The organism is Halomicrococcus pelagicus, from assembly GCF_050954125.1.
In genome coordinates this window covers 790,749-804,524 of sequence record NZ_JBPBWC010000001.1, presented here as the reverse complement: position 1 = coordinate 804,524, position 13,776 = coordinate 790,749, and the positions used below count along the sequence as shown (strand labels likewise).

Genomic DNA, 13,776 nt, shown 5'->3' with positions numbered 1-13,776 from the left:
TCACCGCTTACCCCGACTCCCCCCGTCGCTCGTCGACGACGGCGGCCACTCGACCCTGAACACTTCGGCGTCGAGCACTCGCCGCTGCTCCTGCTGGAACGCGAACTGCCGTTCGAGCGGCAGTTCCGCGCGAAACGCGTGGGTCACCTCCCCGCCCGCGTCCCCTGCGAACGCCTCGACGAACTCGCGGCTCCCCTCGTTGTGTATCGAGTAGGAGACGTCGGAGAGCGACGCCGCGGCGTCGAGGAACGCGCGGTCGGCGTGCTCGTTGCCCCGCTGTGCGCCGAACGGCGGGTTCATCAGCACCGTCACCCCGGCGTCCGCGCCTCGTCCGGCGGAACACAGTGGCGGGCGAGTCGCGTCGCCCCGGACCCAGTCGACGCCGACCGCGGGCGCGACCCTGCGCTCGTTCTCGCGGGCGCGGTTGAGGGCGACCTCGTCGACGTCGACGGCCACGACGCGAGCGGGGTCGCGGGTCGCGGCCCCGAGCGCGAGCACGCCGGTTCCCGCGCCGAGGTCGACCACCGTCCTCCCGGCGACGTCACCGTGCACGTCCGCGAGGTGGACGAGGTGCGCCGCCAGGTCGGCCGGGGTGGGGTACTGCTCCAGTTCTACCCGGGGGTCCTCGAAGCCCCGGACCTCGGCGAGGCGGCGTTCGAGCGCGCGCTTCGACATACCGACGTCGAGGGCGGCGGCGCAGGTCAGTGTTCGGATTCCCGCGAGCGAACGACGGTCTCACGGTAGACGACCGCGAAGGGCCGACGTTAATTATCCCGAACGACAACGGGAGAGCGATGGACGAACGCGACATCACGCTCCTGAAGGCTATCTCGGACCTCGAAACCGGGAGTCCCGAGGTGCTTCACGAGGCGACGGACATCCCGGTCTCGACCATCCACTACCGGCTGAACAATCTCCGGGACGAGGGCATCATCGAGAACGACCTCTACGACATCGACCTCGAGAAGTTCGGCCTCGGCGTCACGGTCGTCGTGGAGGTCCTGGCCGACTACAGCGGCACGTACGAGGACGTGGGAGAGGAGCTGCTGGAGGTCGAGGGCGTCACGCAGGCGTACTTCACGATGGGCGAGACCGACTTCATCCTCGTCGCCCATCTCTCCGACAGAGAGATGGTCGAGCGACTCATCAGCGACTTCGAGACCATCGACGAGGTCGAACGCACCTACTCGACGTTCGTCATCTCGACGCTCCGGGACTCCCACCGCGTGCTCCAGAGCTACAGCCTCGACACGCTCGTCGACGAACTCGCGGAGGATTAGACCGGGGACCCGTCGTTGTCGCCCGTCGAACACCGGACCTGCAGCGACTCGCGGTCCTTCGCGACGCAGGAGACGGAACTCAGCGTCGACGTGCTGGTCGGGTCCGGCTGGAACGTGATGCTCTCGCCGACCTGAATGCGGTTGAACAGCGACCGGTAGGTGGTGTAACGCTTGTGCTCGCCGACCTTCGCCTCGTTGGGCCAGGCCGTCTTGTAGTGCACGATGGAGACCACGAACGCGAGCGACCCGAATTCCTTCCGGAGATGGTTCGCGAACTCCTCGCCGACCGTGAGGTTGCCGGCGCTGAGCGTCGTCCCGCCCTCGCCGCCGCCCTCGTTCCCGTCGCTGGCGTTCCAGCTCGTGGTTCCATCCTCGGAGGTCGTACCGGACGGTTCGCCGTCCGTGGTCCTACTGTCCGTGGTCGTGCTACTTATCGTGTTCACCTCGCTCTCGGTGGAGTTGGACGCTCCGGCGTACCCCTCGCGAACCGAGAACTTGCCCGGACGGTCCTCCGCTATCGGCAGACCTCCGGCGAGGACCGTCTTCGACACCACGCGCCCCTGATTGGTCCCCACCGCGGCGCTGGTGCAGCCGGCGGTCGCGCTCAGGACGCCCACCACTCCGGCCCGAAGGAAACTACGACGCTTCACGCCCACCCATTCGAGCGAGTGGTTAAAAACTCTGGCTACCCGGAGTCGCGGGCGGGGCCGCCCGAACGACGGAACGAAAACGGGAAACGACGCCGCGCCCAACTCCGCGACATGATTCGCAACGTCGCGGCGGGCGTCCAGTCGTTCACGAGCAACGCCTTCCTCGTGGACGGCGAGCGCACCGTGCTCGTGGACACCGGTGCGAACTTCGATGTGGTCGAACGCATCGAGGAGCGCGTCGAGGATTTGGACGCCGTCGTCCTCACCCACACGCATCCCGACCACGTCGGCAACGTCGTCGACGTGAAGGCCGCCTACGACGCCGAAGCATGGGGGTTCGACGTCGACCAACCCGGCGTCGACCACCGCATCGAGGACGGCGAGGACGTCCCCATCGGCGACCATGACTACCGCGCGCTCCACACGCCGGGGCACAAGGACGACCACCTCTGCTTTTACTCGTCCGAGGCGGGGGTGCTGTTCGCGGGGGACCTCGTATTCCAGAACGGGAGCTTCGGCCGCACGGACCTCGAAGAGGGCGACCGTGACGCGCTGGTCGAGAGCATCGACCGCGTGCTCGGAGCGATAGACGAGGACCTCCGTGGGATGCACACCGGCCACGGCCCGAGCGTGACGACGAACCCCTACCACGACGTGGAACTCGCGTCGAAGGCCGCCCGGATGCGCTGACCTCTCCTCAAACCGACAGCAGCGCCTCGTAGGCGTTCTCGTAGGCCGACGCGACCGCCGCTGGGTCCGAGCGTTCGACGCCGGACAGCGGTGCGAGCGATTCGACGGCGGCGGGGTCGAGCAGGTCGACGACGTCCTCGACGCGTTCCTCCAGCGCACCGTCGCGGGGGCTACCGTCGGCCACGTCGCAGGCCTTGTCGAACCGTTCGCCGTCGTACGCCCTGACGCGGCGCGGTTCGACCACGGCGACCGCGTCGAATTCGACGTTCCGGATAGGCCGGGCGATGTCACTGTACGACTCGACGATCGCCCGGTCCGCCTCGCGGACGCGCTCCGCGAGCGCCCGGAAGTGGGGCAGGTGGCGCTTCTCGGTCCGGTCGTTCAACTCCGCGAGCGACCCGACCGACGCGGCGTCACCCAGCGGGAGGTGCCGGCGGACGAACTCGGGCACTGCGGCGGTCTCGTTCGCGAGGAAGCCGTCGCCGACGCGGTCGACGAGGAACTCCCGGCGCGACTGCCCGAGCAACCCCGAATCGGGGCCGGGCGAGGGCTGCCAGAGCCGGTGGACCGGGTTGACGTCCTCCGGTGCGAGGTCGCCCCTGCTGGCGGCCGCGATTCGCCTGGCGTCCTTGCCGTAGAGTCGCCCCTCGCCGACGGCCTCGCGAACGTCGTCGTGGTCGAACCAGTAGTCGTTGCCGGCGCGTGGTTTGAACCCGACGCCGTCCACGTGCTCCAGCAGGCCGACGGTGAACGTCGTCTTGCCGGCGTCGACGCGGTCGCTCCCGACGACTAGCAGCCTCATGTCTTCAGGCCATAGTACCCCGGCTCCTCGTCGGACGGCGGTTCGGCGACGACCAGTTGCTCCGAGTTGCGCATTATCCACGGTATCGCCCAGTCGAGCAGTATCTCCTCGTCCGCGACGTCGAGTTCCGCGTCGGCATCGAGGCCCTGGAGAAGGCGCGCTATCTCGTAGACGGTGTACATCAGGTCCGGGTCGAGCAGTTCGTCCGGCTCGTAGAAGTCGCAGGGGTGGAGCCGGTCGAAGTCGTCTTTCGGCTTGGGCATGCGCGAGGGTACGAGCGTCCGCCGCTAAAACGTCCCGAATCGCGCGCAGCGGCTCGCGGCTAGACGGCGCGCCCCGCTTCGGTGGGGTGCGACGTTCTGACCCCTCGCCGCCATGCGATATTTGTACAGGGATGACCTGTATCCGGTGGGGGAGAAACATGGATTACAGTGAGTTCATCGGCCAGACGCAACACCGACTCGAACTGGGAACGCAGGGAAAGACCGTGCGGGCGATTCGCGCGGTACTGACGACGCTTGGCGAGCGCCTGCAGGAGGGGGAAGCGCAGGACCTCGCCGGCCCGCTCCCGATGGAGATAGACTGGTACCTGGAGAACGCCGACTCCGGGCAGCGGTTCGACTACGACGAGTTCGTCTCCCGCGTGGCCGAGCGCGCGAACGTGAACCGGGAGGACGCGAACTACTACGCGGAGGCCGTCGTGAGCCTCGTCGCAGAGGTCGTCCCGGAGGGGGAACTCCAGCAGGTTCGCGACCAGCTACCTGACGACTTCGACCAGCTCTGGGAACTCGTCGACGCGGGGGACGCGGTCGAGTAACGCCGCGGTTTCCGGGCGAGTCCCTATCGTCGCTCTGGGACGTGGGTCAGCAGTTGCGCGACGTCGGAGACGTCGTGCGTGTCGATTACGAGTTCCGCGACCTCTCGCACCGTGAACTCCGCCTCGATGGTCTCGCCGTAACAGCGGGCGTACAGTTCGAACCAGTTGTTCAGTGCCCGCTCCAGCATCGACATCTCCACCTCGTCGAAGGCGGCGAACTCGCCGGTGCGCCCGTCGACGTACACCGAGACGACGTCACCGACGCCGTCACGGAGATACGACAGGGCTCGCTCCTCGTCGGGCGGGTTCTCGGGCGCTTCGAACGCCTCGCGGTCGGCCCGAGAGCGCTCGGCGAGGACGGCGATGCGGTCGCGGTATTCGCTCATCCTTCCCGGAACTCGACCCCCTTGCCGCCCCGGGGGTGCTCCCAGTCGGTGTCGGCGACGATGGCGCAGGTGCCGCATTCGACGCACGGTTGGGTGTCGAGGCTGACGACCGTCTCCTCGTCGCCGTTCGTCCCGACCGTCTCGGCGCGGTAGCAGCCGCCGCCGAAGTCCTCGGCGCTGACCGGACAGGCGGTCACGGCCGCGCCGCTGGCCTCGAACGACCTGTCGCGCAGTTCAATGTGGGGGTTGCCCACATCCGTGTCGTAGGTCAGGTCGCCGATGCGGTCGGCGAGGCTCTTGGGCTCGACGTCGCTCTCGTCGCTGACCCGGGTGCCGAGTTCCTCGGCGATGACGGTCGGCAGCGTGACGTACGGCGTCGTCGTGTCCGGAATCATCATCGAGAGGAACGGCGAACTGTAGAGGTTCTCCAGCCGGTCGGCGACGGGGCCGGCCCGCAGGACGGCCCGGCCGAGTCCGGACGTGAGGACGCTCTCCGCGAGGTCCGTGACGGTGTCGTTCTCGCCGAGCGTCCGCGCCAGCCGGTACTGGGGCGGCCGGAGCTTCTTCATCACGCCCTCTTCGCCCAGCTTCTTCGAGTAGAGCTGGCCGGCAGCGTCTGGGTCGCCGCGCATGCTGGCCTCGGCGAACGCCTCGCCGGCCAGCGCGCCCGCCGTCACGGCGTGGTTCATGCCCTTGATGATGGGGCCCTGGGCCTGCATCTGGCCGGCGGCGTCGCCGACGACGGCGAGGCGGCCGCGATGCGGTTCGGGGTGGGCCGCCTTCTTCGAGTCGGGGACGAGCTTCGCCGAGTACTCCACCTCGTCGTAGTGACCGTCGAGCCACTGGGCGAGGAGGGGGTGGGTGAGCAGGTTGTCGAGCAGTTCGTGCGGTTCCGCGCGCTCGTCGACGAGGCTGTCGAGGTGGAAGACGGTCCCGATGGACAGCGAGTCGTCGTTCGTGTAGAGGAAGCCGCCACCGCGGACGCCCTCGAACAGGTCGCCCGAGAAGAGGTGGGCCTCGCCCTCGTCGCCGTCGACGTCGAACCGCTCCGCGATGACCTCCTCCGGGACGTCGATGACGGCCTTGACGCCCTGGAACCACTCTTCGGGCTCCTCCCAGTCCATCAGGCCGGCGTCGCGCGCGAGTTCGCTGTTGACGCCGTCCGCGGCGACGACGAAGTCCGCACGGATGGGGTCGAGTTCGTCGCAGGTGACGCCGACTATCTTGCCGTTCTCGCGGAGCAGGCCGTTCACCCTGACGTCGGTCAGCAGGCCGCCGCCCGTCTCCTTCGTCTTCTTGTGGATCCGGTCTTCGAGCCACGAGTCCATGTGCCGCCGGAGGACGGCGTCGGACCACTCCGTGTCGTGTTCGTGGAGGTCGGTGATGTCGAACGTCTTCACCTTCTCCCCGGCGACGTTGTGGAGGCGGTAGTTCGTGATGGGTCGCTCGGTCGCCTCCTCGCGGAAGCCGGGGAACAGGGAGTCGATGGTGTAGGGGGCGGACTCCTCGGCGTAGATGAGGCCCCCGGAGACGTTCTTCGCCCCGGCCTCGACGCCGCGTTCGAGGACGAGCGTCTCGATACCGTTCTGTGCCAGTGTCGCGGCCGCCGCCGCTCCGCCCGGTCCGGCTCCGACCACGACAGCCTCGTAGTGTTCGTGTTCCTCGGTCATCGTCGTGTTCCTCGCTTGCAGTTCTCGGTCGTCGCGTTCGCAGTCGTCGTGCGTTCGTCAGTCATCGTCCTCGGCAGTGACCGCGTCCAGTTCGCCCGCCTCGACGGCCTCGGTGAGGCGGGGGAGCACGTCGAAGAGGTCGCCTTTGACGAAGTAGTCGGAGAAGTCCTGGATGTCGGCCTCGGGGTCGGTGTTGATCGAAACGATAGTTTCGGACTCGTCCATCCCGACCTTGTGCTGGATGGCACCGCTGATGCCCGCAGCGACGTACAGGTCGGGTTCGATGACCTGGCCCGTCTCGCCGATCTGGCGCTCCTCCGTGACATACTGTTCGACGTGTCCGTCGACGTCGTAGGAGGCGGTGACGACCCCCCGGGAGAGTCCGAGGTCGGCGTCGTCGAATGCGTCCACGAGGTCGAGCGCCAGTTCGAGCCCCCGAGTGGGGTCGTCGCCGATGCCGCGACCCACCGCGACGACCACCTCGTTGCCGGTGAGGTCGATGCCCGCGTCGAGGGTGTCCCACTCCGGAACCTCGACGCGGAACCAGTCGTCGGCCAGTTCGAGGTCGTGTTCGACGACGAGCCCCTCGCGGTCGAAGTCGGGGTCCATCGCCTCGAAGCTCCCCGGGATGACCGAACAGCCCTGCGGGTGGAACTCGCGGTCGGGGTTGTCGAGACACAGGATGGTGGAGTACTCGAAGCCGGAGAAGTCGGGGCGCTTCATGTGGAGGACGCGCTCGAACTCCACCTTCTCGCCGGGTTCGCCCGTCTTCACGGGGTTCGTGATGAGTTCGTTCTCGATGAACAGCCCCGAGCAGTCGCTGGCCAGCCCGGAGTCGAGTTCGCCCTGCACCTGCGCGGAGAGGTCGCGACCGTTGTTCGTCGCCGGGAAGAGGAAGTACCGGGGCTTGTCGTAGTCGCGCCAGTCGGGCTGGTCGTCGCCCGCCGGTTCGCCCGGCGGCGACCCGCCACGCGCCACGTCGGCGACTATCTCTGTGTAGGGCTTGTGCCGGAACCGCTCCAGCCGGTCGTCCTCGTGGTACACCGCTACGTCCGCGCCGTAGGCGACCGCCTCCTCGGCGAGGGCTTCCATCTCGTCGCCGACCAGGACGGCGACGACGCGCTCCTCGTCGCTCGGTCCGCCGTCGTCCGGCGGGCCGTAGTCCTCGGCGTACCCGTCCATCAGCTCGCGGGCCTTGCCGAGCATCTCCTTCGACACGTCGAGCAGTTCGCCGGCCTGCGTCTCGCAGTAGACGTACATGTCCCGGTAGACGCCGTCTTCCAGCGCCCGGACGTGTTTCTTGTCCGCCGTCGGGCGGTCGAGGCCGTCCTCTTCCTCCTCGTCGTCGCTTCCGGCTTCGTCTTCTCCCCCGGCCTCTTCCTCCTCGCCTCCGCTCTCGGCGTCCTCCTCGTCGCTCCCCGCTTCCGCCGCTTCCTCGCTCTCGTCGTCGCCGCGCTCGCCGGCGTCCGCGTACTCCTCCTCGTGGTCTGTGTCGCCCGCGGCGTCGCCGCCCTCGGTTTCCTCCTGCAACTCGTCGATGCGGGCCTGGATGGCCTCCTTCGCTGTCTCGCGGTTCTTCCCTTCTTCCTCGTCGGTCAGCAAGTCGTCGAGCGCGCCGGGGTCGTCGACGGACTGGACCTCCGATTCGAGTTCGTCGACGGTGTGCTCGTCGGGGTCGAGGTCCGCCACGGTCAGTCACCCCCCGCGAACGTCTGCATCGTCTCGACGACGTCGCCCATGGCCGCCTCGTCGTCCGGGTCGACCACGGTCGCGTCGCGCTCTGCCGGAGCCTTTGGGATGGGGTCCACCCCGGAGACGATGGTGGGCGACCCGTCCAGCCCGATGTAGTCCGGGTCCAGGTTCAGGGCCGCGTGGTCCCACGTCGTCATGTGTTCCTCGTGGTTCTCGGCGCGTTCTTCGGTTTCGGCTTTCAGTTGCTTGCGCCGGAGCCGATGTTCGGCCTTCCGGTAGGACGCCTCGAACTCGGGGTCGGGAACGATGAACGCCGGGAGCGGCGCCTCCACCGTCTCTATCTCGTCGACGTCGCCCTCGACGAGGCGCTTCGCGCGAACGCGGCGCTCGTCCTCGTCGACCTCCATGGCGACGACGTGCGTGACGATGGGGCGGTCAAGACACCACGCCGTCTGCGGACCGGTCTGGCCCGTCTCCCCGTCGGCGGTCTTGAACCCGGCGAAGATGACGTCCGGATTCCCGATTTTCTCGATTCCCGCGCTGAGCGTGATGGCGGTCGCCCAGGTGTCGGCGGCCGCCATCTCGCGGTCCGAGAGCAGGTAGCAGTCGTCGGCGTAGACCGTCATCGCCTCCCGGAGCACGTCGCCGTACCCCGGCGGTCCCATGCTCATCGCACTGACCGTCCCCCCGTGTTTCACCTTCGTCTGGAGGGCGGCCTGCAGTGCGTACTCGTCGTTCGGGTTCATCACCGTGGGCGTCTTTCCGCGTTCGAGGTGGCCGTCCTCGTCGAACGACACCTGTCCCTCGCGGAAGTCCGGCACGCCTTTGGTCAACACGACCGAGTGCATCGATACCACGTCCCTTGTGTATGTCTGTCTTTCATGCGGCACTCGGTACCAACTCGCGCATTCTTTATTATATTGTCGCCAAATCAACAGAGAACCGACACGCAGACCCACCGTCGACTCTGGCCGGTGCTGTCGCTCGAGCGGTAAGTAGCTCGAAACCGGTCGGAGCCTACGCCCCGGAGGTGGTTCCGGGTCCGTCCGGCCGCTTGGGCTCCGGCACGACGGACTCCTCGTGAGCGTCGCTCTCGGAGTCGTCGGCTCTGTCGTCCGCGGAATCGTCAGCTTCGTCGCTCCCGTCGGAGCCGTCCACCCCGCCGGTCGCGTCGTCGCTGGCGTCACCAGTCGCGTCGTCTCCGGTCGCGTCGGTCTCGCCGGCGGACGACCGGGACTCCTCGGTCTCGCCGTCGTCGCGTACGGACCCGTCGTCGCCGGCGGTTTCGCCCGCCCCCGTCGCGTCCGGGGTGGCCGTCTCGTCCTCGCCCGACTCCCCTTCGCTACCGTCGGTCGACGCGGAGTGGTCCGAATCGGCCTCGCCCGGTTCCGACGCTCCGTCGGCGTCGATATCGTCGGGCGAGGCCGCGCCCTCCGCCTGCTCCGCGCCGGTCTCGTCCGTCTCTTCGGCGTGGGTCGGCTGACGCCCCCGCTCCCGTATCATCGTCATCTCCCCGCTGGCGCGCATCGTCCCGTCGGCGGTCGCGTTCTCGTGGAACCGCAGGTCGTTGCAGGAGACGTCCCCGAGCACCTCGGCGTCGGCTTCGAGGACGACCGTCCCGTTCCGGGTCGTCACGTCGCCGTGGATGCGGGTGCCCTCGCCGACGACGATGTCGCCGCGGGCGCGGAGACTGCCGAACACCTCGTTGTCCGCCCCGACCGCTATCTCCTCGGCGCGGACGTTGCCGTGGAGGCGGCAGTCGTCGCCGATGGTCGCCGGCGTCGAGACGCGCCAGGCGTCGTCGTTGACGCTCGCGTTCCGCGGGACGACCAGCGGGTCCGCCTCGGCTCCCTCCAGCATCTCGTCGACGAGGCTCTCGGCGGCTTCCTCCTCGCCGATGCGGAGCAGCTGGGACAGGTAGACGAAGAGGAAGACGATGGTCGGCATCGGATTCCGGATGACTATCCAGCCGTTCGCCTCGAACCCGTCGTCTATCTGGACGTCGTCGCCGATGTCCAGGTCGCCGCTGACCATCAACTGCCCGGAGACGTGGACGCGCTCGCCGAGGTAGGCGTCCTGGCCGACGAGCACGTCGCCGTCCACGTCGCACCAGAGGTCGAGGCGACAGTCCTCTTCCGCCTCGATGTGACCGCCGAACGTCACTCGCTCGCCCGCGAGGACGTTGTTTCCGCGCACGCCGAACTCGACGGTGCTCTGCGCGCCGACGATGACGTCGCTGTCGGTCACGAGGTCGTGTTCTTCGACGGTGGTCTCGTCGGGAATCGACAGTTCGTCGAGTGGGTCGGAGCGGAGCGACACAACAGTATCTCTTCGAGCCACTCGTAATAAACTTCCCGAGAGCGTCAGACGCGCGTCTGTCGTGACGGTCCCGCCGCGGCGGTCGCCGTCGCTCGTCTCCGGCGAGTCGCACAGGGCTTTTGACCCTGACACGCCTCGCTCCGACCATGTACGAGGTCGAAGTGAAGGTGCGCGCCGACCACGACGACGTCCGGGAGCGCCTGGACGAACTCGGCGCGACGCCCGTCGGACGGGTCGTCCAGGAGGACGTCTACTACGACGCCCCGCACCGCGAGTTCGCGGAGACGGACGAGGCGCTGCGCGTGCGCCGGCAGCGCCGGAGAGCGCGGGGCGAGGGCGACGCGGCGGGCGACGAGCGCGCCGGCGCGGACGACCGGCACGACGAGGAGGTGGTCACGTACAAGGGACCGCTGGTCGAGGAGGAGTCGAAGACGCGCCGCGAGGTCGAGACCGGCGTCGTTGACGCCGAGTCGGCCCACGACGTGTTCGACGCGCTGGGATTCGACCCGGCGGCGACCGTGCGCAAGGAGCGCGAGTACTACGAACTCGACGGGTACACCGTCACGCTCGACGCGGTCGACGACCTCGGCGAGTTCGTGGAGGTCGAGGTCGAAGCCGACGAGTCCGACATCGAAGCGGCCCGCGAGGGTGCGTACGCGGTCCTCGACGACCTGGGTCTCGACCCGGACGAACAGATTCGAACCTCGTACCTCGGCCTGCTCCTCGCGGACGAAGATGCGAGCGAGTAATACGAGCGCGGCGAACCGTTTCCGCAAGTTATAGATTCTACGGCTGTGAACCTGCGATAATGACCGAGCGGAACATTCAGGTCGAACCCATCGACCGGCGGGCAGTCGAAGATCAGGAGATCGAGATCGTCGAGCGAAAGGGTATCGGCCACCCCGACTCCATCTGCGACGGTATCGCCGAGAGCGTCTCCCGCGCGCTCGCACAGGCGTACCTCGACCGGGTCGGGAAAGTGTTGCACTACAACACCGACGAGACGCAGCTCGTCGCGGGGAACGCGAACCCGCAGTTCGGCGGCGGCGAGATGATAGAACCCATCTACGTGCTCATCGTCGGTCGTGCGACCAAGGAGTACGAGGGGACCAAGATTCCGGCCGAGACCATCGCGCTCGACGCCGCCCGCGAGTACCTGCGCGAACAGATTCCGGAACTCGACGTGGGTACCGACGTCATCCTCGACGTGAAACTCGGCGAGGGGAGCGGTGACCTCCAGGAGGTGTTCGGCGAAGACGGCGCGACCGTTCCGATGGCCAACGACACGAGTTTCGGCGTCGGACACGCACCGCTCACCGAGACCGAACAGATCGTCCTGAACGCGGAACGACGCCTCAACACCGAGTTCGCCGCCGAGAACCCCGTACTCGGCCCGGACGTGAAGATAATGGGCAAACGCCAGCGCGACCACATCGACGTGACCGTCGCCGCCGCGATGATCGACCAGCACGTCTCCGACCGTGCAGAGTACGACGCCGTCGTCGAGGCCGTTCGGGACTACGTCCGCTCGGTCGCCGACGAGTACACCGACCGCGAGGTCACCGTCCACGTCAACACCGCCGACACCGAGGGTGCGGACGAGGAGAACATCTACCTGACGACGACCGGCACGAGCGCGGAGATGGGCGACGACGGCTCGGTCGGCCGCGGCAACCGCGCGAACGGACTCATCACCCCCAATCGGTCGATGTCGATGGAGGCCACTTCGGGGAAGAACCCGGTCAACCACATCGGGAAGATATACAACCTGCTGGGCACGGAAATCGCCAAGTCCGTCGTCGACGAGGTAGCGGGCATCCGCGACCTTCGGATTCGACTCCTCTCCCAGATCGGTCGTCCCATCGACCAGCCCCACATCGCGGACGCCGAGGTCGTCCCGGAGGAGGGCGTCGGCTTCTCGGACATCGAGGATGACGTCGTCGACATCGTCGACCGCGAACTCGCCGACGTGACCTCGATAACGGAGTCGGTCATCGACGGCGAACTGCGGACGTTCTGACCGCGCGGCTCGTCGAACGATGGCCTCCCAGAACGCCACGCGGTCGAGTAGATACCTGAGGAAGATGTGACGTCGCGGTTCGAGGGGGTGGACGAGCAACACGATGCAGTCGAGTTCCGTCGCCGGTTCGTCGGGGAGCGTCCCGAACTCACGCCGGACGGGAGGCGGTGAGCGGACGTACCGAGGACGGCGAGGTCCAGCCCGTCGAGTCGTCGCCGGAACCGAAGGCCGTTTATTCGCCACCTGACTATCTCCGCACGTGTATCCGCCAGGAGCCGACACGGTCCTCGTCCGGCACGCCGACGTGGGCGTGAAGAGCGGCAAGGTCCAAACGGAGATGGAGCGGCGGCTCCGGGACAATCTCGCGGCGCTGCTCGACTCGCGGGGCGTCGACGCCGACGTGGAACGGCGGTGGTCGCGCCTGCTCGTCCACGCGGACGAGAAGAACGTCGACGCGGCGACCGACGCCGCGGCCGACACGTTCGGCGTGCGGTCGGCCAGCGCCGCAGTGGTCGTCGACCCTGACCTCGACGCCATCAGGAGCGCGCTCGCCGACGCCGCCCGAACGCTGTACGACGGCGACACGTTCGCCGTGCGCGCCCGTCGGGCGGACAAGAGCCTGCCGTTCACCAGCGAGGACGTGGAACGGCAGGGCGGCGAGGCGGTCTGGAACGCCGTCGACGACCCCGCGGTGGACCTCGAAGACCCCGACACGACGTTCCGGGTGGAGGTGCGCGAGTCCGAGGCGTTCGTCTTCGTCGAGAAGCAGGCGGGGCCGGGCGGACTCCCGCTCGGCAGCCAGGCACCCGTCGTCGGCCTCGTCAGCGGCGGCATCGACTCGCCCGTCGCCCTCTGGGAGGTGATGAAACGCGGGTCGCCGGTCGTCCCGGTCTACCTCGACCTCGGCGACTACGGCGGCCCGGACCACGAGGCCCGCGCGATGGAGACGGTCCGGCGACTCTCTGCGTACGCGCCGAACTTCGACGTGACCGTCCGGAAGGTGCCCGCCGGCGACGTGATGGACCTGCTGGTCGAGGAGGTCGGACCGGCCAGGATGCTCGTCTACCGCCGGTTCATGTACCGCGTCGCGGAACACGTCGCCCGCGACGTCGACGCCTGCGGCATCGTCACGGGCGAGGCCATCGGCCAGAAGTCCAGCCAGACCGCGCGCAACCTCGGCGTCACGAGCGCGGCGACCGACCTCCCCGTCCATCGGCCGCTGCTCACGATGGACAAGACGGAGATAACGGACCGCGCGCGCGATATCGGCACGTTCCGGGACTCGACGATTCCCGCCGGCTGCAACCGCGTCGCGCCCGACTTCCCGGAGACGAACGCGACGCTGGGGATAGTCGAGAACGCCGAACCGGACGACCTCTTCAAGCGCGCCCGGGAGGCCGCCGCGAACGTCGAACTGGTCGACGTCTAAGTCGAAATCGCTTTGGTCCGC

Annotated in this window: 15 protein-coding genes; 6 read left to right on the top strand and 9 right to left on the bottom strand. The window is 68.0% G+C overall.

What is annotated here, in order from left to right:
* Entirely contained in the window at window positions 1–675 is a 675-nt protein-coding gene (locus ACRYA2_RS04530; protein WP_433624629.1) for an METTL5 family protein, read from the bottom strand.
* Between the two features lie 119 nt (window positions 676–794).
* On the opposite strand from ACRYA2_RS04530, the gene ACRYA2_RS04525 reads away from it, so the two are divergent.
* Complete coding sequence (locus ACRYA2_RS04525; protein WP_433624627.1) at window positions 795–1,280, top strand: Lrp/AsnC family transcriptional regulator; 486 nt, start codon at window positions 795–797, stop codon at window positions 1,278–1,280.
* Here the strand turns inward: ACRYA2_RS04525 and ACRYA2_RS04520 are convergent.
* Complete coding sequence (locus ACRYA2_RS04520; protein WP_433624625.1) at window positions 1,277–1,930, bottom strand: hypothetical protein; 654 nt, start codon at window positions 1,928–1,930, stop codon at window positions 1,277–1,279. The genes ACRYA2_RS04525 and ACRYA2_RS04520 overlap by 4 nt on opposite strands.
* A gap of 111 nt (window positions 1,931–2,041) precedes the next feature.
* Between ACRYA2_RS04520 and ACRYA2_RS04515 the strand changes: the two genes are divergently transcribed.
* The gene (locus ACRYA2_RS04515) at window positions 2,042–2,620 is read left to right on the top strand and encodes an MBL fold metallo-hydrolase (protein WP_433624623.1); all 579 of its coding nucleotides are present in this window, start codon (window positions 2,042–2,044) and stop codon (window positions 2,618–2,620) included.
* A 7-nt stretch (window positions 2,621–2,627) separates the two neighbouring features.
* Here ACRYA2_RS04515 and ACRYA2_RS04510 read toward each other — a convergent pair whose 3' ends face one another.
* Entirely contained in the window at window positions 2,628–3,422 is a 795-nt protein-coding gene (locus ACRYA2_RS04510; protein WP_433624621.1) for an ATPase, read from the bottom strand.
* Entirely contained in the window at window positions 3,419–3,685 is a 267-nt protein-coding gene (locus ACRYA2_RS04505) for a DUF5827 family protein (protein WP_433624619.1), read from the bottom strand. Before ACRYA2_RS04505 ends, ACRYA2_RS04510 begins: the two co-directional genes overlap by 4 nt.
* 158 nt (window positions 3,686–3,843) lie before the next feature.
* Between ACRYA2_RS04505 and ACRYA2_RS04500 the strand changes: the two genes are divergently transcribed.
* Window positions 3,844–4,239: a DUF2267 domain-containing protein gene (locus tag ACRYA2_RS04500; RefSeq protein WP_433624617.1), complete on the top strand. Its 396-nt coding sequence runs from the start codon at window positions 3,844–3,846 to the stop codon at window positions 4,237–4,239.
* Between the two features lie 23 nt (window positions 4,240–4,262).
* Here ACRYA2_RS04500 and ACRYA2_RS04495 read toward each other — a convergent pair whose 3' ends face one another.
* The 5 genes from ACRYA2_RS04495 to ACRYA2_RS04475 form a co-directional block, all read right to left on the bottom strand.
* Window positions 4,263–4,625, bottom strand: coding sequence for a DUF8055 family protein (locus ACRYA2_RS04495; protein WP_433624615.1), 363 nt, complete (start codon window positions 4,623–4,625; stop codon window positions 4,263–4,265).
* Window positions 4,622–6,295 (bottom strand): FAD-dependent monooxygenase, encoded by a 1,674-nt coding sequence (locus ACRYA2_RS04490; protein WP_433624613.1) that lies wholly within the window; start codon window positions 6,293–6,295, stop codon window positions 4,622–4,624. The genes ACRYA2_RS04495 and ACRYA2_RS04490 overlap by 4 nt, the downstream gene beginning before the upstream one ends.
* Window positions 6,296–6,352: 57 nt before the next feature.
* On the bottom strand, window positions 6,353–7,984 hold the full coding sequence (locus tag ACRYA2_RS04485; protein ID WP_433624611.1) for an electron transfer flavoprotein subunit alpha/FixB family protein: 1,632 nt from the start codon (window positions 7,982–7,984) through the stop codon (window positions 6,353–6,355).
* 2 nt (window positions 7,985–7,986) lie between these two features.
* Window positions 7,987–8,835: an electron transfer flavoprotein subunit beta/FixA family protein gene (locus ACRYA2_RS04480; RefSeq protein ID WP_433624609.1), complete on the bottom strand. Its 849-nt coding sequence runs from the start codon at window positions 8,833–8,835 to the stop codon at window positions 7,987–7,989.
* Window positions 8,836–9,004: 169 nt separating this feature from the next.
* Window positions 9,005–10,306, bottom strand: coding sequence for a polymer-forming cytoskeletal protein (locus ACRYA2_RS04475; RefSeq protein ID WP_433624607.1), 1,302 nt, complete (start codon window positions 10,304–10,306; stop codon window positions 9,005–9,007).
* Window positions 10,307–10,452: 146 nt separating this feature from the next.
* On the opposite strand from ACRYA2_RS04475, the gene cyaB reads away from it, so the two are divergent.
* The 3 genes from cyaB to ACRYA2_RS04460 all read left to right on the top strand — a co-directional run bounded on the left by cyaB (window position 10,453) and on the right by ACRYA2_RS04460 (window position 13,755).
* Window positions 10,453–11,055, top strand: a complete 603-nt coding sequence (gene cyaB, locus ACRYA2_RS04470) for a class IV adenylate cyclase (RefSeq protein ID WP_433624605.1) — start codon at window positions 10,453–10,455, stop codon at window positions 11,053–11,055.
* Between the two features lie 59 nt (window positions 11,056–11,114).
* Window positions 11,115–12,326 carry a methionine adenosyltransferase gene (locus ACRYA2_RS04465; protein ID WP_433624603.1) on the top strand — a complete coding sequence of 404 codons (1,212 nt, stop codon included), beginning with the start codon at window positions 11,115–11,117 and terminating at the stop codon, window positions 12,324–12,326.
* Between the two features lie 259 nt (window positions 12,327–12,585).
* On the top strand, window positions 12,586–13,755 hold the full coding sequence (locus ACRYA2_RS04460; protein WP_433624601.1) for a tRNA sulfurtransferase: 1,170 nt from the start codon (window positions 12,586–12,588) through the stop codon (window positions 13,753–13,755).
* Window positions 13,756–13,776: the final 21 nt, after the last annotated feature.